The sequence below is a fragment of the Pseudomonas sp. TNT3 genome (assembly GCF_010095445.2).
GTDB lineage: Bacteria > Pseudomonadota > Gammaproteobacteria > Pseudomonadales > Pseudomonadaceae > Aquipseudomonas.
Genome location: NZ_WFGV02000020.1, coordinates 20,428 through 42,099 on the forward strand (window position 1 = coordinate 20,428; position 21,672 = coordinate 42,099).

Annotated in this window: 22 protein-coding genes; 10 read left to right on the top strand and 12 right to left on the bottom strand. The window is 59.4% G+C overall.

What is annotated here, in order from left to right; genetic code table 11:
* Nucleotides 1-36 precede the first annotated feature (36 nt).
* Nucleotides 37-762, bottom strand: a complete 726-nt coding sequence (locus GBC55_RS13985) for a 4'-phosphopantetheinyl transferase superfamily protein (RefSeq protein ID WP_218576858.1) — start codon at nucleotides 760-762, stop codon at nucleotides 37-39.
* Between the two features lie 132 nt (nucleotides 763-894).
* Nucleotides 895-1,686: a dienelactone hydrolase family protein gene (locus GBC55_RS13990; RefSeq protein ID WP_162437939.1), complete on the bottom strand. Its 792-nt coding sequence runs from the start codon at nucleotides 1,684-1,686 to the stop codon at nucleotides 895-897.
* Between the two features lie 146 nt (nucleotides 1,687-1,832).
* Between GBC55_RS13990 and GBC55_RS13995 the strand changes: the two genes are divergently transcribed.
* From GBC55_RS13995 to GBC55_RS14005, 3 genes are all read left to right on the top strand, one after another.
* Nucleotides 1,833-2,435, top strand: a complete 603-nt coding sequence (locus tag GBC55_RS13995) for a porin family protein (RefSeq protein WP_162437940.1) — start codon at nucleotides 1,833-1,835, stop codon at nucleotides 2,433-2,435.
* A 120-nt stretch (nucleotides 2,436-2,555) separates the two neighbouring features.
* Nucleotides 2,556-3,233 carry a response regulator gene (locus GBC55_RS14000; RefSeq protein WP_162437941.1) on the top strand — a complete coding sequence of 226 codons (678 nt, stop codon included), beginning with the start codon at nucleotides 2,556-2,558 and terminating at the stop codon, nucleotides 3,231-3,233.
* Complete coding sequence (locus GBC55_RS14005; RefSeq protein ID WP_162437942.1) at nucleotides 3,230-4,576, top strand: ATP-binding protein; 1,347 nt, start codon at nucleotides 3,230-3,232, stop codon at nucleotides 4,574-4,576. The genes GBC55_RS14000 and GBC55_RS14005 overlap by 4 nt, the downstream gene beginning before the upstream one ends.
* Before the next feature lie 47 nt (nucleotides 4,577-4,623).
* On the opposite strand, the gene GBC55_RS14010 is transcribed toward GBC55_RS14005, so the two are convergent.
* A complete protein-coding gene (locus tag GBC55_RS14010; RefSeq protein ID WP_162437943.1) occupies nucleotides 4,624-5,622 on the bottom strand; it encodes an AraC family transcriptional regulator in 999 nt (332 codons plus the stop codon).
* Nucleotides 5,623-5,960: 338 nt separating this feature from the next.
* On the opposite strand from GBC55_RS14010, the gene GBC55_RS14015 reads away from it, so the two are divergent.
* Together GBC55_RS14015 and GBC55_RS14020 are read left to right on the top strand one after the other, a co-directional pair.
* Nucleotides 5,961-7,295, top strand: a complete 1,335-nt coding sequence (locus GBC55_RS14015) for a dicarboxylate/amino acid:cation symporter (RefSeq protein WP_162437944.1) — start codon at nucleotides 5,961-5,963, stop codon at nucleotides 7,293-7,295.
* Between the two features lie 142 nt (nucleotides 7,296-7,437).
* Nucleotides 7,438-8,619 (top strand): CaiB/BaiF CoA-transferase family protein, encoded by a 1,182-nt coding sequence (locus tag GBC55_RS14020; RefSeq protein ID WP_162437945.1) that lies wholly within the window; start codon nucleotides 7,438-7,440, stop codon nucleotides 8,617-8,619.
* A gap of 120 nt (nucleotides 8,620-8,739) precedes the next feature.
* On the opposite strand, the gene GBC55_RS14025 is transcribed toward GBC55_RS14020, so the two are convergent.
* Both GBC55_RS14025 and GBC55_RS14030 read right to left on the bottom strand, forming a co-directional pair.
* A complete protein-coding gene (locus GBC55_RS14025; RefSeq protein ID WP_162437946.1) occupies nucleotides 8,740-9,234 on the bottom strand; it encodes a SprT family zinc-dependent metalloprotease in 495 nt (164 codons plus the stop codon).
* Nucleotides 9,235-9,390: 156 nt separating this feature from the next.
* Nucleotides 9,391-9,993: a Yip1 family protein gene (locus tag GBC55_RS14030; protein WP_162437947.1), complete on the bottom strand. Its 603-nt coding sequence runs from the start codon at nucleotides 9,991-9,993 to the stop codon at nucleotides 9,391-9,393.
* Between the two features lie 432 nt (nucleotides 9,994-10,425).
* Here GBC55_RS14030 and ttcA point away from each other — a divergent pair, with 432 nt between their 5' ends.
* Together ttcA and GBC55_RS14040 are read left to right on the top strand one after the other, a co-directional pair.
* Entirely contained in the window at nucleotides 10,426-11,250 is an 825-nt protein-coding gene (gene ttcA, locus GBC55_RS14035) for a tRNA 2-thiocytidine(32) synthetase TtcA (protein ID WP_162437948.1), read from the top strand.
* Nucleotides 11,251-11,394: 144 nt separating this feature from the next.
* A complete protein-coding gene (locus tag GBC55_RS14040) occupies nucleotides 11,395-12,069 on the top strand; it encodes a DNA-3-methyladenine glycosylase I (RefSeq protein ID WP_162437949.1) in 675 nt (224 codons plus the stop codon).
* A 100-nt stretch (nucleotides 12,070-12,169) separates the two neighbouring features.
* Here GBC55_RS14040 and GBC55_RS14045 read toward each other — a convergent pair whose 3' ends face one another.
* The 3 genes from GBC55_RS14045 to arsC are packed head-to-tail and all read right to left on the bottom strand — an operon-like array spanning nucleotide 12,170 to nucleotide 13,543.
* A complete protein-coding gene (locus GBC55_RS14045) occupies nucleotides 12,170-12,595 on the bottom strand; it encodes a DUF2069 domain-containing protein (RefSeq protein WP_162437950.1) in 426 nt (141 codons plus the stop codon).
* A gap of 1 nt (nucleotide 12,596) precedes the next feature.
* Nucleotides 12,597-13,193 carry an NAD(P)H:quinone oxidoreductase gene (wrbA, locus tag GBC55_RS14050; protein ID WP_027923973.1) on the bottom strand — a complete coding sequence of 199 codons (597 nt, stop codon included), beginning with the start codon at nucleotides 13,191-13,193 and terminating at the stop codon, nucleotides 12,597-12,599.
* Complete coding sequence (gene arsC, locus GBC55_RS14055) at nucleotides 13,190-13,543, bottom strand: arsenate reductase (glutaredoxin) (protein WP_162437951.1); 354 nt, start codon at nucleotides 13,541-13,543, stop codon at nucleotides 13,190-13,192. The genes wrbA and arsC overlap by 4 nt, the downstream gene beginning before the upstream one ends.
* A 114-nt stretch (nucleotides 13,544-13,657) precedes the next feature.
* On the opposite strand from arsC, the gene GBC55_RS14060 reads away from it, so the two are divergent.
* A complete protein-coding gene (locus tag GBC55_RS14060) occupies nucleotides 13,658-14,125 on the top strand; it encodes a TlpA disulfide reductase family protein (RefSeq protein WP_162437952.1) in 468 nt (155 codons plus the stop codon).
* 191 nt (nucleotides 14,126-14,316) lie between these two features.
* Here the strand turns inward: GBC55_RS14060 and GBC55_RS14065 are convergent, their stop codons facing one another.
* The 4 genes from GBC55_RS14065 to GBC55_RS14080 form a co-directional block, all read right to left on the bottom strand.
* Entirely contained in the window at nucleotides 14,317-14,721 is a 405-nt protein-coding gene (locus tag GBC55_RS14065) for an META domain-containing protein (protein ID WP_162437953.1), read from the bottom strand.
* Complete coding sequence (locus GBC55_RS14070) at nucleotides 14,721-15,155, bottom strand: hypothetical protein (RefSeq protein ID WP_162437954.1); 435 nt, start codon at nucleotides 15,153-15,155, stop codon at nucleotides 14,721-14,723. Before GBC55_RS14070 ends, GBC55_RS14065 begins: the two co-directional genes overlap by 1 nt.
* Nucleotides 15,156-15,232: 77 nt before the next feature.
* Nucleotides 15,233-16,225, bottom strand: coding sequence for a 2-hydroxyacid dehydrogenase (locus tag GBC55_RS14075; protein WP_162437955.1), 993 nt, complete (start codon nucleotides 16,223-16,225; stop codon nucleotides 15,233-15,235).
* Nucleotides 16,226-16,441: 216 nt separating this feature from the next.
* Entirely contained in the window at nucleotides 16,442-19,195 is a 2,754-nt protein-coding gene (locus GBC55_RS14080) for a response regulator (RefSeq protein WP_162437956.1), read from the bottom strand.
* A 214-nt stretch (nucleotides 19,196-19,409) separates the two neighbouring features.
* On the opposite strand from GBC55_RS14080, the gene GBC55_RS14085 reads away from it, so the two are divergent.
* Both GBC55_RS14085 and GBC55_RS14090 read left to right on the top strand, forming a co-directional pair.
* The gene (locus tag GBC55_RS14085; RefSeq protein ID WP_162437957.1) at nucleotides 19,410-20,132 is read left to right on the top strand and encodes a response regulator transcription factor; all 723 of its coding nucleotides are present in this window, start codon (nucleotides 19,410-19,412) and stop codon (nucleotides 20,130-20,132) included.
* On the top strand, nucleotides 20,119-21,537 hold the full coding sequence (locus tag GBC55_RS14090) for a sensor histidine kinase (protein WP_162437958.1): 1,419 nt from the start codon (nucleotides 20,119-20,121) through the stop codon (nucleotides 21,535-21,537). The genes GBC55_RS14085 and GBC55_RS14090 overlap by 14 nt, the downstream gene beginning before the upstream one ends.
* The last annotated feature ends 135 nt before the right edge of the window (nucleotides 21,538-21,672 follow it).

Here is a 21,672-nt window from a genome sequence, read left to right on the forward strand (position 1 = left end):
GGTGTCAGTCAAGGCCTCTTCGACCCCCCCAACGCTTCAAGCCTTGATGCTGACCAGACTCAACAACTGCCCATCCATGATCCCAAACTGTGCGTCCAGCTCAACCCCATTACGCCACTCACTCGACAGATCCGTCAGCAAGCGGATCCGCACATCCCCGGCCTCGCTCCATTCCAGCACTTCGGCGTGTTCAAAATAGAACCGCTGCTGCACGATCGGATACAGCGCCTTGAACAGGCTTTCCTTCACCGAAAATGTCAGCGTCACCAGCATCGCCAGCTGATCTCGTCGACCCGCGGCCATTCTTCGCAACTCCGGGCCGGTGAGAATCTCACCCGCCAGGCGCTCGGCCCGTTCCGGGTTGAGCAGGTTTTCCAGATCCATACCCAGACCGCGCCAATGGGTTTTCTTTGCGACAATCGCCGCGGCGCGTCCGGTGCTATGGGTAATCGAACCGATGATGTGCCCAGGCCATACCGGCGCTCGATCTTCGCCAATGGCCGGACTGAAACCCACGCCCTCCAACTGTTGCAATGCGGCTCTGGCGCAAATCCGCCCGGCCAGAAATTCCGCCTGCCGCTTGGCAACGGAGCGCTGGATGCTGGAGGGCGGCTCGATCGCGCTGCGGCGAAAATCATCGCTGCTCAGCTGAGAACTGTCGAAGTGAGTGCTCAACAAAACCGTATCAGGTAGCGCGATTGGCAACGGCCAATGGGCGTCGAGTGGGGTGCAGCAGGCGGGTAGAGCGGGGTCGGGATTCATGTCAGGCATTTTGCCGGGTTGCCTTCGGACTGGGTAGTGTCGATAGATCGTTTGTGGCGAGGAAGCTCACCCAGCGCGAGCAAGCTCCCTCGCCACCGGGAGCTTTGCTGTGCTTTCAGGCACCCGGCGTTCCTAGGAGAAAATTTTCTTGAGGAACGCTTGCATATCCGCCCACGACTTTTCATCCGCCGCCTTGTTGTAGCCAATGTCGGGTCCACCATGGTCGCCATGACTCAGCCGATCCGCATCAGGATTACTGAACCCATGCTTGGCGCCCTCCAGGCTGACAAATTTGTAGTCCGCCCCGGCCTTGTCCATTTCCGCCTTGAACGCCGTGACGTTTTCCGGCGTGACCATGCTGTCCATCGCCCCGTGTTCCACAAGGATTTTCGCCTTGACGTTGCCCGGTGCTGCCGGTGTGCTGGTCGCCAGCGCACCGTGGAAACTCACCACACCTGCCAACGGCAATCCCTGCCTCGCCGCATTCAAAACAACACCACCGCCAAAGCAGTAACCAATCGCCGCGATTTTGTCAGGATCGGTGTGCGGTTGTTGCTTGAGCAGGTCCAGCCCTGCCTGAAAGCGTGCACTGGCTGCGGCGCTGTCCTTGAGTGCGGCTTGCATGAAGGCCATGGCGTCTTTCGGGTGTTCGGTGTTCTTGCCATCGCCATACATATCAATCGCCAGGGCGCTGTAACCCAGACCTGCCAGGTCCCGTGCGCGGCGCTTGGCATAGTCGTTGAGCCCCCACCATTCATGCACCACCACAACGCCGGGTCGCGGTCCCTTGAGGGCATCGTCGTAGGCGTAATAGCCGATCAGCTTCGTGCCGTCGGCGCTTTGATAGGGGATTTCCTGAGTCTTGACGGCTGCTTGGCCGAGCCCGCTCAAGGCCAGTAACACGAAGGCAAGGAACGTACGCATGGTCGGATCTCCTGCGAGAAAATCATCGGAAAAACCTGGGTGATCTGGTTCAGCTTAGGTTCAGAAGGCGTTCAGGGGGAGTTCAGGGCGGGCTCAGTAGTCTTGCCTCACACCCTACGAGCACACAGCACATAAGGAAACTCCCCATGACTGGATTCAAAAAACTGCTTCTGGCGTTCACTATTCTTGGCGCAAGCACTGCTGCATACGCCGCCGATGACACCTTCGCCAGCCTTACTCTTGGACAGACCAGCGACAAGGTCAAAAAGTCCCACGCCCTGAACGATAACCTCAACCACGTGAACGCCGACGGCGTGATCGGCAAGGACGGCACTTGGGGTGTGCGTCTGGGTAAGCAAAACACCCAGGGCCGCTACTACGCTACCTACGACAACGTGTCGGGTTCGCACAACGGCATTAAACTGCGCCAGGAAAACCTCCTCGGCAGCTATGACCTTTTCTACCCGGTAGGCGGCAGTACCAAGCTGTTTGGCGGGGCCACAGCCGGTATCACCAAACTCACCCAGGAATCTTCAAGCTTCAGCCGCGACAGCAACATTGGTTACGCCGTTGGCGGACAATTGGGTGTCTTGCAACAGGTTTCGAAAAACACGTCGGTTGAACTGGGTTATCGTTACCTGCGAACCAACGCCAGCACCGAGATGAGCGAGCGTGGCGGCAGCAAGCAGGGATCGCTGGATTTGACCAGCAGTGCCCAGACGTATCTGTCGGCGAACTACGCTTTCTAAAAAGCACGTCGCGAAAAGTCTGCGCCGGATCAACTCAAAAGGGTGATCCGGCGTCGCCATGTTAGCCGTCGAGGCGCGCCGTTGCGTCTCTGGAGAAGTTGATTTGCCTGGGAGAGCATTATGAAACTGCTGGTCGTTGAAGATGAAGCGCTGTTGCGCCATCACCTGCAAACCCGGCTGACGGATATCGGCCACGTGGTCGAGTCCGTCGCCAATGCCGAAGAGGCGCTGTATCAGGCCGAGCAGTTCAATCATGACCTGGCGGTGATCGATCTCGGCCTGCCGGGTATGGGCGGGCTTGATCTGATCCGCCAGCTTCGCTCGCGCGGAAAAACCTTCCCGATCCTGATTCTCACCGCACGCAGCAACTGGCAGGACAAGGTCGAAGGCCTGGCCGCCGGTGCCGACGATTTTGTGGTCAAGCCGTTTCAGTTCGAAGAGCTGGACGCGCGACTCAATGCCTTGTTACGTCGCTCCAGCGGATTCACCCAGTCAACCATTGTCGCCGGTCCGCTGCTGCTGGACCTCAATCGCAAACAGGCGTCACTCGATGAACAGCCGCTGGCGCTGACCGCCTATGAGTATCGGATTCTCGAGTACCTGATGCGCCATCATCAGCAGGTGGTCCCCAAGGATCGGCTGATGGAACAACTCTACCCGGACGACGATGAGCGCGATCCGAATGTCATTGAAGTGCTGGTCGGTCGCTTGCGCCGAAAACTTGAAGGGCCGGGCGGCTTCAAGCCCATCGACACCGTGCGTGGTCTCGGTTACCTGTTCAATGAGCGTTGCACTTGATTCGTTCGCTACGTGTTCGCCTGATGCTCGCCGCCACCACCCTGGCGGTGTTGTTCATGCTGGCGTTGCTGCCGGCGATGCAGGGTGCCTTCAGTCTGGCGTTGCAGGACTCCATCGAACAGCGCCTGGCGTCGGACGTGACCACGCTGATCTCTGCCGCTCGGGTGGAAGACAATCGCTTGCAGATGCCGGCGCAGTTGCCCGATGAGCGTTTCAACCTGACCGAGGGCCGTTTACTCGGTTACATCTATGATCGCGACGGGCACCTGGTCTGGCGCTCCAAAGGTACTCAGGAAGAGCACATCAATTACACCCCTCGTTATGACGGGCGCGGTAACGAGTTCGCGAGAATTCGCGAGACCAATGGACAAGAGTTCTTCGTCTATGACGTCGAGATCAAACTGCTCGGCGGCAAAAGTGCAGCGTTCAGCATCGTTGCGTTGCAACCGGTGCGTGAATACGAAATCACCCTCGAAGGCTTACGGGAAAACCTCTATCTGGGCTTCGGCGCGGCCTTGCTGGTACTGCTGGCATTGCTGTGGATCGGCTTGACCTGGGGGTTGCGGGCGTTACGCCGGCTGAGCCAGGAGCTGGATGAAATCGAAGGCGGGACTCGAGGAAGCCTCAGCGAAGAACACCCGCGCGAACTGCTGCGCCTGACCGGTTCCCTTAACCGCTTGCTGCACAGCGAGCGTGAGCAACGCAGCCGCTATCGTGATTCCCTCGACGATCTGGCGCACAGCTTGAAAACTCCGTTGGCCGTCCTGCAAGGGGTCAGCGAAGACATGGCGCAACGCCCGGAAGATCGCGATCAGGCGTGGGTGCTGCAAACCCAGATCGAGCGCATGAGCCAGCAGATCAGCTATCAGCTGCAACGCGCCAGCCTGCGCAAGAGCGGTCTGGTGCGCCATCAGGTGCGCCTGCGTCCTGTGCTGCAGAGCCTTTGCGATACGCTGGACAAGGTGTATCGCGACAAGCGCGTGCGAGTGGCCTTCGATCTTCCGGAACATTGTTATGTGCCGATCGAGCAGGGCGCGCTGCTGGAAATGATGGGCAACCTGCTGGAAAACGCCTATCGCCTGTGCCTCGGTGAAGTGCGCATCAGCGTGCGTGATTCCCTGGGTGGCATCGAATTATGCGTTGAGGATGATGGGCCCGGTGTACCACCCAACCAGCGCGCGCGGATTCTTCAACGTGGTGAACGTCTGGATCGTCAGCATCCGGGGCAGGGGATCGGGTTGGCGGTGGTCAAGGACATCATCGAAAGCTACGCCGCCACGCTGACATTGGAGGACTCGCCAATGGGCGGAGCGGCGTTCAGGATTCATTTTCCGGCGGTTTGACCGGGAGATTTGCAGGTGCTTTCACGGGCACCTTCATCCGAAAACGCTCAATTCTCCTGCGCCCGATAAGCCCCCGGCGTCAACCCCGTCCATTTCTTGAACGCCCGATGAAACGCCGAGGGCTCGGAGAACCCCAACTGTTCGGCGATCTGTTGCAACGACAGGTCCGCGCGGCTCAGGTGATAAATCGCAATGTCCCGGCGCAACTGATCCTTCAATTCCTGAAAACTCGAACCCTCTTCCCGCAGATGCCTGCGCAACGTCTGCGCGCTGATGTGCAGGTGCGTGGCCACCGCTTCCAGATCTGGCCAACGAGCACTATCGCGACTGAGCAAGCGCCGCAATTGACTGCTCAAACTGTCGCCGTCATCCGGGCGGGACAGCAGGTCGGCGGGCGAGCGCTCAAGAAAGTGCTTGAGGGTTCGTTCATCCTGCAGCAGCGGCATATTCAGATAGCGACTGTGAAACACCAGGCTGCTCCGGGCCGCTGAAAACACGAGGGAGCACGGGAACAGCAGGTCGTATTCGGCGCCATGTTCGGGCCTGGGGTAGCTGAACGTCGCCTGTTCCAGTCGAATGCGCTGGCCAATCAGCCAGCTGCCGAGGCGATGCCAAACCATCAACTGGCTCTCGGTGAGGAAATGGTCCGGGTCGCGAAACTGCGAGTCGTCCAGACTCAGGCGGATCATTTCGTCTTCGCGGCTCAGGGTCAGCCGCGGACCCTCAGGGAATAGGGAATAAAACAATAAGCCGCGATTGAGCGCCTTATCCAGGTTTCGGCAGTGGATCAAGGCATGGCACATCATCGCGAAACTGCCGGGTTTGCTGGTCGTAGGCCCGAAACCCAGGTACTCGTCATCCATCACCAGCCACAGGCCCTGAATCAACTGGGTGAACTGTTCCGGGGCAATACGTGCCCGAGGCTCGTCGAGCAACTCGTGGCTGATGTTCAGTTGGTGCAGCAGGCTTGAATAATCGTACCCGCAGCGACGCGCACCACCCAGGGCGGCGCGGGCGAAGTGACTGGCGATGGTGCGTTCACGCATAGAAGGCAAGTCCGTCCATTGAACGGCGGATAGTAGACACGGTATCGGGTGATGGACAAGGCGGATATCCGCCAAATCTCATGAAGTGATTGAGCAGATGGGCGGAAATCCGCCACTGAAGTCATGACCCTCGGATGTAACAAAAAACCTGTAACCCTTGATGTCAAAAGGCTCGCAGGTGATTTGGCGAAGGTGGCACGGGCCTTGCGATACAACGAGCAGATGCCTGCCGTCGCGCAGCTCGAAAAAACAAATCCCTCCAGTGCAGGAGGGTTCGCAATTCAGGTGTCATGACAACAGATGGATGTTGTTAGCCGGCACTCTTGAGGAACTTTGCAATGACGACTCGTCAGCCACTGTATAAATCCCTGTATTTCCAGGTGATCGTTGCCATCGCCATCGGCATTCTGCTCGGTCACTTCTACCCACAGACCGGTGTCGCCCTCAAGCCGCTGGGTGACGGGTTCATCAAGCTCATCAAAATGATCATTGCCCCGATCATCTTCTGCACCGTCGTCAGCGGTATCGCGGGCATGCAGAACATGAAGTCGGTTGGCAAGACCGGCGGCTACGCGCTGCTGTATTTTGAGATCGTTTCAACCATCGCCCTGCTGGTCGGTCTGGTCGTGGTGAACATTGTGCAACCGGGCGCCGGCATGCACATCGACGTCACCACGCTGGATGCCTCCAAAGTAGCTCAATACGTCGCGGCCGGTGCTGATCAAAGCGTCGTTGGCTTCTTGCTCAACGTGATTCCGAACACCATCGTCGGCGCGTTTGCAACGGGCGACATCCTGCAAGTATTGATGTTCTCCGTGATCTTCGGTTTCGCCCTGCATCGCCTGGGTGCCTATGGCAAGCCGATCCTGGACTTCATCGATCGTTTCGCCCACGTCATGTTCAACATCATCAACATGATCATGAAGCTCGCCCCTATCGGTGCCTTTGGTGCCATGGCATTCACCATCGGAGCCTACGGTGTCGGGTCGCTTGTGCAACTGGGTCAGTTGATGGCCTGCTTCTACATCACCTGCCTGCTGTTCATCCTGATCGTGCTCGGCGGTATCACTCGCGCCCACGGTTTCAGCGTGCTGAAAGTGATTCGCTACATTCGTGAAGAACTGCTGATCGTGCTGGGTACTTCTTCTTCGGAATCGGTCCTGCCGCGCATGCTGATCAAGATGGAGCGTCTGGGGGCGCAGAAATCCGTAGTAGGTCTGGTGATCCCGACAGGCTACTCGTTCAACCTCGACGGCACTGCGATCTACCTGACCATGGCTGCGGTGTTCATTGCCCAGGCGACCGACACCCAGATGGACATCACTCACCAGATCACGCTGCTGGTGGTGTTGCTGCTGTCTTCCAAAGGCGCCGCTGGCGTGACCGGCAGTGGTTTCATTGTGTTGGCTGCGACACTGTCCGCGGTTGGCCACCTGCCTGTTGCCGGCCTGGCGCTGATCCTCGGTATCGACCGCTTCATGTCCGAAGCCCGTGCCCTGACCAACCTGGTGGGTAACGCCGTTGCCACCCTGGTTGTGGCCAAGTGGGTCAAGGAACTGGACGTCGACGTGATGCACGCCGAGCTGGCTTCCGGCGGTCGCGGTATCTCCGATGAGCGCGTTGAAGATGACCTGGGCGTCGCTGAAGGCCCAACCCCAAGCAACGTCAAATAAGACGGCTTGAAATGAAAAACCCGCTTCGGCGGGTTTTTTTTGGCTGCGATTTGAGCGCAACGGTCACTGCGGCTGACGCATCAGGTGATTGCTGCAATGCCGTTGGCTGCCTAGGCTTGAGAGATCGCACCGGAGGTTACTCATGCTTGGTCCACTGGCATCACTCAAGATTCTGGATTTCTCCACCTTGCTACCAGGGCCGTTTGCCTCGTTATTACTGGCCGACATGGGCGCTGAGGTGTTGCGCATTGAATCGCCCACACGGATGGACTTGCTGCGCGTGCTTCCACCTCATGACCAGGGCGTTTCCGCCAGCCACGCCTACCTCAACCGCAACAAACGCAGTCTGGCCCTGGACCTCAAGCAGCCCGAAGCGCTGGAGGTGATCAAGCAGCTTTTGCAAGACCACGACATCGTGCTGGAACAGTTCCGCCCCGGCGTGATGGAACGGCTGGGCCTGGGGTATGAAGCGCTGAAGACGATCAATCCGCGGCTGATCTATGTGTCGATCACCGGCTACGGGCAGACTGGCCCCTATAAAGACCGCGCCGGCCACGATATCAATTACCTGGCGCTGGCGGGACTGGCCAGCCACACCGGCCGTGCGGACAGCGGGCCGCTGCCGTTGGGCATGCAAGTGGCTGATGTCGCCGGTGGTTCGTTGCATGGCGTCATCGGCTTGCTGGCGGCGGTGATTGCCCGGCAACAGACGGGGCAGGGGCAGCATATTGACGTGAGCATGACCGATTGCGTGTTCAGCTTGAACGCCATGGCCGGTGCAGGGTATCTGGCCTGTGGCGAAGAGCCGGGTCGTGAGAATCAGATGCTCAATGGCGGCAGTTTCTACGACTATTACCGAACCCGTGACGGACGCTGGCTGTCGGTGGGCAGCCTGGAGCCCCCGTTCATGAAGCAATTGTGCACAGCATTGGGTGTGGAGGATCTGGCGGCGTTGGGGCTGTCACCGAAGCCTGCGCAGCAAAAAGCGCTGAAAGACGCGCTAAAGATCGAATTCGAAAAACATGACTATGCCGAGTTATGTGCACTGTTTGCTGAACTCGATGCATGCGTCGAGCCGGTTCTGAGCCTGAGCGAAGCGGTGCGGCATCCGCAGTTGCAGGCGCGGCAGTTGGTGGCGCAAGTGCCGCGCGGTGGCGGGTCGACTCAAGCGCAGATGGCCTGTCCGTTGAAGTTTTCAGAGGGCCTGCCTGAACCACGGCATATCGGTGCGGCGTTGGGGGCGCATACGGATGAGGTGTTGGGGGAACTTGGTTTCAGCGTTCAACGGATCGAAGAATTGCGGCGTGCCAAGGTGGTTGTGTAGGGGGGCTGAAGGCTCTATCGCGAGCAGGCTCACTCGTACACTGGAATTGTGGCGCGCCGAAGATCCAATGTGGGAGCGAGCCTGCTCGCGATGAGGCCAGTACAAACACCATAAATCCAGCTACTCGACCCGCATCTCGCCACTGAACACCAACGTGCTGCGGCACCGTCGGCACAAATACCGCCGCCCCTGTCTCACCAATCCATGGCGCTGGGCGGAGAACGGGAAGTCGCTGTCCACGCACGGGCATTTGTAGATATAGCGGGTCACGCTTCGGCGTTTGACGTCATAGGTGTGGCAACGATTGGGAGGCAATTCGTACACGCCGCGCATGATCAGTTGCCACTCTTCGCCATGGGGCTGGATGCGGTCGCCAAATAACTGATGGGCGATCAGGTGCGCGACCTCGTGAGCCACGGTTTGCTTGAGGAAGTCTTCAGTGTTTTCCCGGTACAGCTGCGGATTGAAGCGCAACAGGTTCTCGTGCAAATGCGCGACACCGGCTTTTTGCCCGCGCAGCTTGAGGCTCACCACGGGGCGTTTGAATGGACGTTTGAAAAAGGATTCAGCGAGTAGGTAACAATCTTCGACGCGGGTATTGAGTTGCTCGGGCATGCTTGATGGGTCTCCAGAGAGGTCGAGTATGCCGCAACCCTGGGTGCTTGCGAATCGCCCAAGCGCCGAATGGTCGTCGCCGTTCTCCATCCAGGCACATCAAAAGGCCGCCTTGCGGCGGCCTGTATTGGCAGATCTTATAGTTTATGTGCGCGGTCAGTTGGTATAGACGGGCCCCACGCCCAGTCCCCAGACAATCACAGTGAACGCCATGATGGCCACCAGGACCACCAACCCTACGGCGAGCACCGAACTTGAAAAAAGGAATCCCTCGTCAGATGGAATGTTCATGAACGTCGGTAGCCCCACGTACAGCAGGTACACCGTGTAGCAGATAGCCGCAGTGCCGACGATCATTCCGAGCCACATGTGTGGATACAGTGCCGCCAGCCCGCCAATGAACAGCGGTGTCGCGGTATAGGTCGCAAACGCTACGCAACGCGCCAGGCTCGGGTTGGCATCATAGGTGCGAGCCATCCAGTGGACGAACGCGCCCATCACCGCAACTCCGCCGAGCATCGCCAGATACGACATGACCGTCATCCATAGTGCGCTTTCCTGAGTCAGCATCACCGGCGCTCGATTGCCAATGACCCAGCCGACTTGCGTGGTGCCGATAAACGCCGACACGGCAGGAATCGCCGCCAGAATCAGGGTGTGGGTGAGATACATGTGGCTGATGCTTTCCTCCTGGTCGCCACGGATCTCCTTCCATTCTTGGTCAGGGTGGGTGAAGAGCCCCACTACGTGATGGATCATGCCAGTCACTCCTCTTGTTTTTACCGTCGCCCCCCAGTGGAGCGCCTACGGGCCAAGGTGGCCAAGTAAGTAAAGGTCTGGATATGTGTGCGACCTTATGTCGCAGTATAGAAAGGACTTACCCGTACATGTGGTATGGGCTTAGAGCAAATCGCGCTGTAAACACTGCTGTTAATCGCCGGCGGGTCTTGGGATTAGTCCTGTGGCGAGGGAGCTTGCTCCCGCTCGGCTGCGCAGCAGTCGTAAAACTTGCCGATTCAATCTTCCTGACATAAAGATGGTTTTGGGGCCGCTGCGCGCCCCAGCGGGAGCAAGCTCCCTCGCCACAGGGTAGGCTTGGCTCAGATGAAATGCAGTCGCCAGGCCACTTCGCCGAAAACGGTTTTTTTGCGTAAAATGCCGGCCTTTCGTCACACCTCACGGATTCGCGTCATGGGCACTCTCACGGTCAACCAGAACAAACTGCAAAAGCGCCTTCGCCGTCAGGCCGGTGAGGCTGTTGCCGATTTCAACATGATTGAAGAGGGCGACAAGGTCATGGTCTGCCTGTCCGGTGGCAAGGACAGCTACACCATGCTCGATGTGCTGCTGCATTTGCAGAAGGTTGCTCCGATCAAGTTCGAGATCGTGGCCGTGAACATGGACCAGAAGCAGCCGGGCTTTCCCGAGCACGTACTGCCGGCGTACCTGAAAGCATTGGGCATCGAGTACCACATCGTCGAGAAAGACACTTACTCGGTGGTCAAGGAGCTGATCCCGGAAGGCAAGACCACCTGTTCGCTGTGCTCGCGCCTGCGTCGCGGTACGCTCTACACGTTTGCCGATGAAATTGGCGCGACCAAGATGGCCCTCGGGCACCACCGCGATGACATTGTCGAAACCTTCTTCCTCAACATGTTCTTCAACGGCTCGCTCAAGGCCATGCCGCCGAAACTGCGCGCCGACGATGGCCGCAACGTCGTGATCCGCCCGCTGGCCTACTGCAACGAGAAAGACATCCAGGCCTACTCGGATTTCAAGCAGTTCCCGATCATTCCGTGCAACCTTTGCGGCTCTCAGGAAAATCTGCAACGTCAGGTGGTCAAGGACATGCTGCAAGAGTGGGAGCGCAAGACTCCCGGCCGCACCGAGAGTATCTTCCGCAGCCTGCAGAACGTGATTCCGTCGCAATTGGCCGACCGTAACCTGTTCGACTTCACCAGCCTGAAGATCGACGAAACCGCGGCCTCGCGATTCGTCAACGTGGTCAACCTTTAAACACGATTAATGTGGGAGCCAGCCTGCTGGTGATGAAAGGGTGTCAGGAACATTTTTGACTGACACACCTCCCTCGCCAGCAGACTGGCGCCCACAGGTTTTGCCGCAAGTTGGCAGTTCATTTTTCATTCCTCAGGAGAGGGCATGCGCGATTACAAGTGGCTGCACGAATACTGTCTGAACCGCTTCGGTTCGGCAGCTGAACTGGAAGCCCATCTGCCCGTTCCCAAGACCCCCGCGCAATTGCGCAAGATCAGCGACGACCGCTACCTCTCCACCATGGCACTGCGCGTTTTCCGCGCCGGGCTCAAACACAGCCTGGTGGACGCCAAGTGGCCGGCCTTCGAAGAAGTGTTCTTCAAGTTCGACCCTGAGAAAGTCGTGCTGATGAGTGCTGAACATCTTGAGCGCCTGATGCAGGACGCGCGGATCATTCGCCATCTGGGCAAACTCAAGAGCGTGCCGCGCAATGCGCAGTTCATCCTCGACGTCGAGCATGAAAAAGGCAGTTTCGGTGCGCTGATCGCCGACTGGCCGGTGACCGATATTGTCGGTTTGTGGACCTACCTGAAAAAGCGCGGTCATCAATTGGGCGGGTTGTCGGCACCGCGCTTCCTGCGGATGGTCGGCAAGGACACGTTTGTGCCGAGCTACGACGTGGTGGCGGGGTTGAATGCGCAGAAGATCGTCGACAAAGTGCCGACCAGTCAGCGGGATCTGGCGTTGGTGCAGGATGTGTTCAATCAGTGGCATGAACAGAGCGGTGGGCGGCCGATGAGCCAGATATCGATGATGCTGGCGTATACCGTCAATCATTAAAGACCGAGTTGTTCCAATCGCCAGCAGGCTGGCTCCCACATTGGATCTGTGGAGCACACAAATCCCCTGTGGGAGCTAGCCTGCTGGCGATTGCAATCTGTCAGGCGGCAGAGATCTCGCCTTCGCCTGCGAGCTTGCGATTCAGCTGAAACCGCCACCGCACATACAGCAGCGCCGAGCAAAACACCGCCAGGCTCGCGCCCATCTCCAGCAAACCAAACAGCTGCCGGTTCGGGTCAAACGCCGCCAGTGCGCCCTTGATGAAATACAGGTTCACCACAAAGCACATCCAGGAATGCCCGCGCGCGCTGCCAACGATCATCCCCGGCGCCAGCAACAGCAGCGGTACCAGTTCGATCAGCAGGATCACCCATGGCCGCGCCCCGTGCAGATCGGCGACCGCCAGGTAATACACGCAGAGCAAACCCACCAAGCCCAGAAAACACAGCAGGCTGATGGCTCGCATCGCTTTGACCCGTGGTTCGAGCCATTCAATGGAAGGCAAAATCTTCGGCTTCTTGGCCACGTCAGTTCCCCAGCTTTTGCGCGGTCTTGGCCAGTCGCAAGCCCAAGGCCCGACACAGTGCGACCTCATGTTCATTCAAGCCGCTTTTGCCATCGGCGCCGGCGTGGTGACTGGCGCCATAGGGCGTGCCGCCGCCACGGGTTTCCAGCAATGCCGATTCGCTGTAAGGCAGGCCCGTAATCAGCATGCCGTGGTGCAGCAAGGGCAGCATCATCGACAGCAGCGTGGTTTCCTGACCACCGTGCAGGCTCGCGGTGGAGGTGAAAACGCCCGCCGGTTTGCCGACCAGCGCGCCGGTCAGCCAGAGGTTGCTGGTGCCGTCGAGGAAGTACTTGAGCGGCGCGGCCATGTTGCCAAAACGCGTCGGGCTGCCAAGGGCCAGGCCGGCGCAGTTTTTCAGGTCGTCGAGGCTGGCGTACAGCGCGCCTTCGTCCGGAATGTCCGGGGACACAGCTTCGCACTCGGTAGAGATCGCCGGCACGGTACGCAGACGCGCTTCCATTCCCGACTGTTCGACACCACGGGCAATCTGCCGGGCCATTTCGTTGGTCGAACCGCTACGGCTGTAATACAGCACCAGAATATACGGCGCGCTCACGGCAACAACTCCAGCACATTCTCCGGAGGACGCCCGATGACGGCTTTGTCGCCTGCTTCCAGAATCGGTCGCTCCATGAGTTTCGGGTGGGCAGCGATAGCGGCGATCAATTGCGCCTCGCTCAAGCTGCTGTCAGCCAGGTTGAGCGTTTTGTATTCGTCTTCACCGGTGCGCAGCAATTGCCGGGCACTGATGCCCAGTTTGCCCAGCAGGTTCTGGATTTGCGCGGCATCCAGCGGCGTTTCCAGGTACCGGACCACGGTCGGGGTCAGGCCACGGGCTTGGAGCAGTTCGAGCGCACCGCGGGATTTCGAGCAGCGCGGGTTGTGATAAAGCGTCAGATCGGTCATGTGCGGGTCGCATCTTGCGTAAGGTGGCGGCTATTCTAACTGTGCAGCGCGTATTCCAGAACCTGGAGAGGCAATGGGTCGCGGCGGTATTCTTTTTTTGACAAGGATTACGACATGACTAGACGACTGGCAGCGGCATTGGCGATCTTCGGCACGTTACTGCTGGGGGGCTGTGGCAATGATTACGGAATCGACCAGAACGGCCAGAAAGTCGCCGCCGACCGTCTGGACAAGCAATGGCTGGTGCTCAATTACTGGGCGGAATGGTGCGGGCCTTGCCGAACCGAGATACCCGAGTTGAATACCTTGGCCGAGCAGCTCAAGGGCAAGAAGATCGATGTGTTCGGGGTCAACTTCGATAATGTGCAGGGCGAAGAGCTGAAAAGCGCCAGCGAGAAGCTGGGGATCAAGTTCACCGTGCTGGCCCAGGATCCGGCCGAGCTGTTCGAAGTGCCGCGCAGCGAAGCGTTACCCGTGACCTACATCATCGATGACAAGGGCAAGGTGCGTGAGCAGTTGATGGGTGAGCAGACGGCGGCGGGTGTGATGGCGAAGCTTGAGGCGTTGCAGGCAACTAATTGATTGCGCAGATGGCAGGGGCTTTTTGTGGTACGGGGCTTTTGTGGCGAGGGGATTCATCCCCGTTGGACTGCGCAGCGGTCCCTTTTTTGGGGTCGCTTCGCAACCCAACGGGGATGAATCCCCTCGCCACAAAAGCCGCTGAGCACAAAATCCCCTTGCCACAGTAAGTCAGCCGGGTTCAGCAGAGGTGATCAACCCTCTTCAAGCCACCAGCGCAGCGGCTTGCCTTCGGCGGGCCAGAAGCGCATCTGCTCGATGGGCGAAATGTCCCAACGCTGCACATTTTCCAGTGCCTGCAAAAAGCGTTTTTCCTGTTCCATCAGCGCAGGCGCACACAGTTTGCGCGTGCTGCCAATCTTGCCGAAGCTCAGCTTGTCGCCTTCCAGCGTATAGGGCGCGAACCAATGGTTACAGCCGCCGTTGCCGTAGGCTCGACCATCTTCACCGAGGGTGATGGTCAAGTGGCTGTAATCCATCAGCGGACGTTCGCCAATCCATTCCAGAATGTAGCTGCGGTTCTGTTGCAGTTGCACCGGCTCGGCGGCGCAGCCCATCAGGCTGGCACCCACCATCGCGGTCATAGCGAGGCGTTTCATCACGCAGGCTCCTGGCATTTCGGGCACAGGTGCTTCTCGCCGACAGTGGTCCAGCCCAGCTCGGCAATCCGCGCGGTGGCGGCCGGTTTTTCAGCCTTGTTGCCCAGCTTGGCGTCGACGGCGAACTCAAAGCTCAGCTCTTTGGCGCAGCTGTCGCAATTGACTTTCCAGGTGTGGATGGCCAATTCGCCGAACACCGGACCACTCGCAACCGCGACCCATTGGCCCGGTGGATTGATCAAGTGGCGAACCGTTTCGACGGTCAGGCGCATGGACAGGTCCTTGCTGCCTTTGAGGGTCACGACCAGCACGTCGTTGTTGCGAATCGAACCACCGTTACCGGTGACCTGATAACGCCCAGGCACAAGGGCGCGGCATTCGGTGAGGGTGTGTTGCGGGTTCATCAGGGTATAGCGAAAATCGTGTTCGGCCATGGGTCCTCCAAATATGCGCGGCATGCTAGCACGGACATCGCCGCAGCATGGAGCGGGCAAGTGACCTTCGATCTGGTTCAGCCGGCAGCCACAAGATTCTGCGGCTTTCCATCCGCCCAGGCCGCGATGTTCTGCAGCGTGGTCGTGGCAATGGCGCCCAGTGCTTCGCGGGTCAGGAAGGCTTGATGCGCCGTGATGATCACGTTTGGAAAGGTCAGCAGGCGCGCCAGCACATCGTCTTGCAGTGGCAGGTCCGAGCGGTCTTCAAAAAACAGCTGGGCCTCTTCCTCATACACATCCAGCCCCAGATAGCCCAGTCGACCGTCCTTCAGTGCGTCGATCAGTGCAGGCGTGTCCACCAGACCGCCGCGTCCGGTGTTGATCAGCATCGCCCCAGGCTGCATGTGTGCCAGTGACTCGCTGTTGATCAAATACTTGCTCTGTTCGTTAAGCGGGCAGTGCAGGCTGATGATCTGCGCCTGGGCCAACAGTTCCGGCAAGCTCAGGTAGCGGGCGCCGAGGGCTTCGACGTCGGGATTGGGGTAGGGGTCGTAGGCCAGCAACTCGCAGCCAAACCCGTGCATGATTTTCGCGAAGGTTGCGCCGATCTGCCCTGTGCCCACCACGCCGACCGTCTTGCCCACCAGGTCGAAGCCCGTCAGCCCATGCAAACTGAAATCGCCTTCGCGGGTGCGGTTGTACGCGCGGTGCAAACGACGGTTGAGCGCAAGGATCAATGCCACCGCATGCTCGGCTACTGCATGCGGCGAATAGGCCGGGACCCGCACAATGGCCAGTCCCAGGCGCTTGGCGACTGCCAGATCGACATGGTTGTAACCCGCCGAGCGCAGGGCGATCAGTCGGGTACCACCGGCGGCCAGGCATTCGAGCACAGGCGCGCTCAAGTCATCATTGATGAAGGCGCAGACCACCTCGTGATGCTCCGCCAATGCCACGGTATCGACGCTCAATCGCGCCGATTGAAACTGCAACTCGATGCCGTCGGGCAGTTTTGCAGCGAGAAAACTCTCGCGGTCGTAATTCTGGCTGCTGAAAAGAATGGTGCGCATGCTGTCCTCCTGGAAATTTTCAAGCTTTGACGCTTCACGCTTCACGCTTTTGTAGCAGCTGGCGAAGCCTGCGTTCGGCGGCGAAGCCGTCGTAAAACTGGTGACCTCGGTGCTTCAGATGAACCGCATTTGACGAATTTACGACGGCTTCGCCGCCGAACGCAGGCTTCGCCAGCTGCTACAGGGAACGGCGGTTAGGCGAATACCTACGTTACATCAAGCATTGATACGCGCATGCGCGGCCAGACGGTTGATGGCCCGGTCAAGCTCTTCCAGTGCGCTATAGGCTTTCGGGTCCTGTCGCTTGAGCAGGGTTTCACTGCGCTGGCAGGCAGCGCGTAATTGCGGGACGCCGCAATAACGTGTCGCGCCATGCAGGCGATGGACGCGTTCGATCAAGGCGTTGTTGTCATCGGTATCCCGGGCAAAGCGGATGGCCTCGCGGTCGGCTTCAAGCGAGGCGAGCAACATCGCCAGCATGTCAGCCGCCAGATCCGCCTTACCGGCGGCCAGACGCAGGCCCTCTTCGTGATCGAGCACCTGCAACTCGTGTGCACCAGCATGTCCGTCACCGGAACGCTCGGGCCCGTGGTTGCGCAGCGCCAGACCACTCCATTTCAAAACCACCTGGGCCAATTGCCGTTCACTGATGGGCTTGGTCAGGTAATCGTCCATGCCACTTTGCAACAAGGCACGCTTTTCGTTGGCCATGGCGTGAGCGGTCAGCGCGACGATGGGCAAAGGCGTGCAGTGCCGCTCGCTTTCCCACTGACGAATGGCCTCGGTGCTCTGGCGCCCATCCATGCCGGGCATCTGCACGTCCATCAGCACCAGGTCGAAGGTCTCGTTCTGCACGGCTTTGACCGCCGCGTATCCACTTTCCACGGCCAGCACCTTGGCGCCCATGTCTTCGAGCAAGGTTTGCACCAGAAGAAGGTTGGCGGGATTGTCGTCGACACACAGCACTTTCGGGGCGCGGCTGGACAGCGGTTCCCCCGGCTCGTTACGCACCTGGCGCGGGTTGACCAGGTCGGACAAGGCTCGGCGCAGTTTGCGGGTGCAGGCCGGCTTGGCCTGAAGCTGACTGTGCGGGTTGGGTACGGACAGATGGAACAGCGTCTGCTCGGTGGTCGGGCACAGCACGAGCACCTTGCAGCCCAGATGTTCCAGGTCCCAGATGTGTTGGTTGAGGCGTTCTGGCGGCATGTCGTTGCTGGTGATGCCAAGTACCGCCAGGTCGATCGCCTGATCGGTCTGATGCGCACCGGTAACGCCATTGGTCAGGCTTTCCAGGGTATTGAATGGCGTGACAGCGAGGCCGCAATCTTCCAGCTGATGCTGCAAGGCCTGGCGTGCCAATTCGTGATTCTCCAGGACCGCCACCCGACGCCCCAGCAGCGGTGGGCCTGGCAGGTCTTCGGCGTCGTCGCGGGTCTTGGGCAGGCTCAGGCTGATCCAGAATTCCGAACCTTCCCCCGGTGTGCTGTCGACCCCGATCTCGCCGCCCATTTGCTCGATCAGCCGTTTGGAAATTACCAGCCCCAGACCAGTACCACCGGGTTGGCGCGACAACGAGTTATCCGCCTGACTGAACGCCTGGAACAGGGCGCGCACGTCCTGGCTCGACAGGCCAATCCCTGTGTCTTGAATGCTGATGCGCAATTGCACGCTGTCTTCGTGTTCGTCCTCGAGCATGGCACGGGCGACGATGGTGCCTTCGCGGGTGAACTTGATCGCGTTGCTGACGAGGTTGGTCAGTATTTGCTTGAGCCGCAGCGGATCGCCCACCAGCGACAGCGGCGTATCCCGATACACCAGGCTCACCAGTTCCAGCTGCTTGGCGTGGGCGGCGGGGGCGAGGATCGTCAGCGTGTCCTGCAGCAGATCCCGCAGGTTGAACGGAATGTGGTCGAGCACCAGTTTGCCGGCCTCGATCTTCGAGAAGTCGAGAATCTCGTTGATGATCCCCAACAGGCTGTCGGCAGACTTTTCGATGGTGCCCAGGTAATCCAGCTGGCGCGGCGTCAGTTCGCTTTTTTGCAGCAGATGAGTGAAGCCGAGGATCCCGTTGAGCGGTGTGCGGATTTCATGGCTCATGTTGGCCAGGAACTCGGACTTGATCCGGCTTGCCTCCAGGGCTTCCTTGCGCGCCAGGTCCAGCTCGATGTTCTGGATTTCGATGGTTTCAAGGTTCTGGCGCACGTCTTCGGTGGCCTGGTCGACGCTGTGCTGCAATTCTTCCTGGGCGTTTTGCAGGGTGCCCGCCATGCGATTGATCCCGGACGCCAGTTCATCCAGTTCCTGACTGCCGAGGGGCGGCAGTCGGGTTTCCAGGTGACCGTCCTTGAGCTGGGAGACGGCTTGCTTGATCTGGCTCAACGGTCGGTTGATGGTTCGACCCATGCGCAGCGCCAGCAGCGCGGCACCGCCCAGCCCCGCAGCGATCAACAGCAGGCTGGCGAACAGGCTGCGGTAACCGCGCAACAGCATGCCGTTGTGTGACAGCTCCAGTTCTACCCAGCCGAGCAACCGTTCAGCTTCTGCAGGAATCACATCGCCGGCGAGGTTGCGGTGTTTGCCGAACACTGGCAGCAGGTAACGCGTCGCATCGTTGCCACTGCGGCGCAGCAATTGCGAACCGTTGCCCTGGGGCGCCTTGTTGAGCATGGTCGGGCCCGCATGGGCGAGCAGGGTACGGTCCGGCGCGAGGAAGGACACTGCGCGAACATCCGGTTGCTCCAGGGATTGCGTGGCGATGCGTTCCAGCAGTTCGTTGTTCTTGTGGCCCATGGCGGGTGCCACCAGCGGCGCCAGTTGCTCGGCGATCATTTCGCCACGCTGCATAAGCTGGGTCTGCAGGTCGGACTGCTGCATCCAGGTGAAATAGCCCCCCAGGACCAACGCCATCAGGCTGGTCGGCAACAGGGTCAGCAACAGCACGCGGCCTTTAATTCCGAGTTTCTTGAGCACGCATCTCTCCTGCATCCAGCTATTAAATGACCTGCGCTTACGTCCGGTAGGCGCCACCTGCGCAGTGTAGCGATTTGCAGGCAGCCCTTCTTCGTAAAATTGAACGGGTCAGTCGTCGGTCCGTACCGCCTGTTGGCGTCTTGGGCAAACCTTGGGTTGCCCAAGGCGAGGCAATCTTGAATAATCGCCAACTGAGAATTATTTGCAGATACTCATGACTCCCATCTCTATTGATCATCCACGCATCCTCGCCATTGAGGACGACCTCGTGCTCGGTGCATACGTGCATGAGCATTTGGGCCGCAACGGCTTCCAGGTGACCTGGTGCAAAAACGGTCAGGAAGGGCTGAACATGGCGCGCGCGCAAGCGTTCGATGTGGTGTTGATGGATATTCTGCTGCCGGGACTGGACGGATTGAAAGCGCTGACACAATTGCGCGAGAGCCACTCCACCCCGGTGTTGCTGATGTCTGCGCTTGGGGCCGAGGCGGATCGCATCAGCGGCTTTCAACTGGGCGCGGATGACTACCTGCCAAAACCCTTCAGCATGGTTGAGTTGCGGGTACGCATAGAAGCGATCCTGCGGCGTGTAGCGCTTGACCGCCGGCCCGCGCCCATCGTCGTTGCGCCTGCGACCGACAGCCTGCGTTTCGACGATCAGTGTTTTGAGGTCTTCTACTGCGACAAGGCGGCCGGTCTGACCCGTAGCGAGTTTCGGTTGCTGGAAACACTGAACCGCAACGGCGATGAAGTGTTGAGCAAAGCCTTCCTTTATCAGCAAGTCCTGCAACGTGGTTACGCGGCTCATGACCGCAGCCTGGACATGCATATCAGCCAGATCCGCCGCAAGCTCAAGGCCATCGGCTATACCGAGCGCGAAGTGCGCACGGTCTGGGGCAAAGGCTATGTATTGAGTGCCAGCGATGAAGTGGTCTGACCTGCCGGGCCGGCATTCCCTGTTCTGGAAACTGGCCTTCCTGCTGGTGGCCTTTTGTCTGCTGATGATCTGGCTCAGTTGGTCCTGGGGCCGGTACATGGAGGAGCGCAACCAATTCCTCTCGGACGACGCCCGGGGCACTTTGACGCGCTACGCCGCCGAGGCCGAGCAGGCCTGGACGCAGGGCGGGCGGGCTGGCGTCGATAGCTTTCTGCAAAGCATGCCGCAGCGTGAATCGGGCTGGGTCGGTGTCATCAGTGGTGACTTGCAATCATTGAGCAGCCAGGAAATATCGGACAAGGACGTCCAGCACCTGACCTTTCTGCGCGGCCTCGACTGGCCGATCCACAAGAAAGGACTGCCATGGATGCGCGTCCCCTTTCCAGAAAATTCTTCTGCCGGCAGCCTGGTGATCGAACTGCCCCAACGCTTTGTGCCCGGTCAATACCGGGTGTTTTGGCGGGTGATTACCAACGGCGTGATCCCGGGGCTGTTCACCCTGCTGCTGTGCGTCGGGTTGTATCGGCTATTGGTGGTTCCGCTGAATAACCTGCGCGAACAGGCCAATGCCTGGCGTGCCGATCAGTTGGGTGTACGCCTGTCGAGCCGCACGACCAATCGTCAGGATGAGCTGGGAGAATTGGGCAGGGCTTTCGACCACATGTCCGAGCGGCTGCAATCCACGGTGGCCTTGCAGCAACAATTGCTGCGCGACCTGTCCCACGAATTACGCACGCCGCTCAGCCGCCTGCGAGTAGCCAGCGAAAGCGAACAAAGCCTGGCGCAATTGCGTGAGCGTATAGGCCGGGAGGTCGATGGCATGCAGCGCCTGGTGGACGACACGTTGCAATTGGCGTGGCTTGATACCGAACGCGCGCCGTTACCCGATGAGGCGATTCAAATCCAGGCGTTGTGGGAGATGCTCACGGAAAATGCCTGCTATGAAAGCTGTTGGTCGATGGCCCGGTTGCAGTGCACGGTGGACTCATCTTGCTGGGTCCGCGGCAATCTCAATACGTTGGCCCAGGCACTGGAAAATATTCTGCGCAACGCGGTACGACACTCGCCCATCGGCGGGGTAGTGACGCTGGGAGGTCGACGTGACGGCGAATTTTGGCACTTGTGGCTGGAAGACGAGGGCGGCGGGGTGGCTGAAACCGATCTGGAGCGAATTTTCTTGCCGTTTACCCGGCTCGACGGTTCGAGACCAGGGAATGGCGGGTTTGGGCTGGGGTTAAGCATTGCGAGAAATGCCGTGCAGCGGCAGGGCGGCGAAATCTGGGCGCAGAACACCGGGACCGGGTTGCGGCTGAATGTGCGGCTGGTGGCTGATGCAGGGGAGGACAATGATGCCGCCTTCGCGAACAACCCCGCGGTGAATGTCTGTCGATCACGGATTGTGTGATCCAGCCGACCTTGTGGGAGTGGGCTTGCCCGCGATGAGGCCCGCACATCCCGCACAAAACTTCGCCCTTATTCCTACAAGCCATAAGCACCGCACTTTGCGTGATATGGGGTTGCAAGGTTTGCCGGTATGATA

Bases quoted from the DNA above. Each gene is read 5' to 3' on its own strand.
- GBC55_RS13985 (WP_218576858.1), bottom strand. From the start codon at position 762: ATGAATCCCGACCCCGCTCTACCCGCCTGCTGCACCCCACTCGACGCC.
- GBC55_RS13990 (WP_162437939.1), bottom strand. From the start codon at position 1,686: ATGCGTACGTTCCTTGCCTTCGTGTTACTGGCCTTGAGCGGGCTCGGC.
- GBC55_RS13995 (WP_162437940.1), top strand. From the start codon at position 1,833: ATGACTGGATTCAAAAAACTGCTTCTGGCGTTCACTATTCTTGGCGCA.
- GBC55_RS14000 (WP_162437941.1), top strand. From the start codon at position 2,556: ATGAAACTGCTGGTCGTTGAAGATGAAGCGCTGTTGCGCCATCACCTG.
- GBC55_RS14010 (WP_162437943.1), bottom strand. From the start codon at position 5,622: ATGCGTGAACGCACCATCGCCAGTCACTTCGCCCGCGCCGCCCTGGGT.
- GBC55_RS14015 (WP_162437944.1), top strand. From the start codon at position 5,961: ATGACGACTCGTCAGCCACTGTATAAATCCCTGTATTTCCAGGTGATC.
- GBC55_RS14020 (WP_162437945.1), top strand. From the start codon at position 7,438: ATGCTTGGTCCACTGGCATCACTCAAGATTCTGGATTTCTCCACCTTG.
- GBC55_RS14025 (WP_162437946.1), bottom strand. From the start codon at position 9,234: ATGCCCGAGCAACTCAATACCCGCGTCGAAGATTGTTACCTACTCGCT.
- GBC55_RS14030 (WP_162437947.1), bottom strand. From the start codon at position 9,993: ATGATCCATCACGTAGTGGGGCTCTTCACCCACCCTGACCAAGAATGG.
- ttcA (WP_162437948.1), top strand. From the start codon at position 10,426: ATGGGCACTCTCACGGTCAACCAGAACAAACTGCAAAAGCGCCTTCGC.
- GBC55_RS14040 (WP_162437949.1), top strand. From the start codon at position 11,395: ATGCGCGATTACAAGTGGCTGCACGAATACTGTCTGAACCGCTTCGGT.
- arsC (WP_162437951.1), bottom strand. From the start codon at position 13,543: ATGACCGATCTGACGCTTTATCACAACCCGCGCTGCTCGAAATCCCGC.
- GBC55_RS14060 (WP_162437952.1), top strand. From the start codon at position 13,658: ATGACTAGACGACTGGCAGCGGCATTGGCGATCTTCGGCACGTTACTG.
- GBC55_RS14065 (WP_162437953.1), bottom strand. From the start codon at position 14,721: ATGAAACGCCTCGCTATGACCGCGATGGTGGGTGCCAGCCTGATGGGC.
- GBC55_RS14070 (WP_162437954.1), bottom strand. From the start codon at position 15,155: ATGGCCGAACACGATTTTCGCTATACCCTGATGAACCCGCAACACACC.
- GBC55_RS14075 (WP_162437955.1), bottom strand. From the start codon at position 16,225: ATGCGCACCATTCTTTTCAGCAGCCAGAATTACGACCGCGAGAGTTTT.
- GBC55_RS14085 (WP_162437957.1), top strand. From the start codon at position 19,410: ATGACTCCCATCTCTATTGATCATCCACGCATCCTCGCCATTGAGGAC.
- GBC55_RS14090 (WP_162437958.1), top strand. From the start codon at position 20,119: ATGAAGTGGTCTGACCTGCCGGGCCGGCATTCCCTGTTCTGGAAACTG.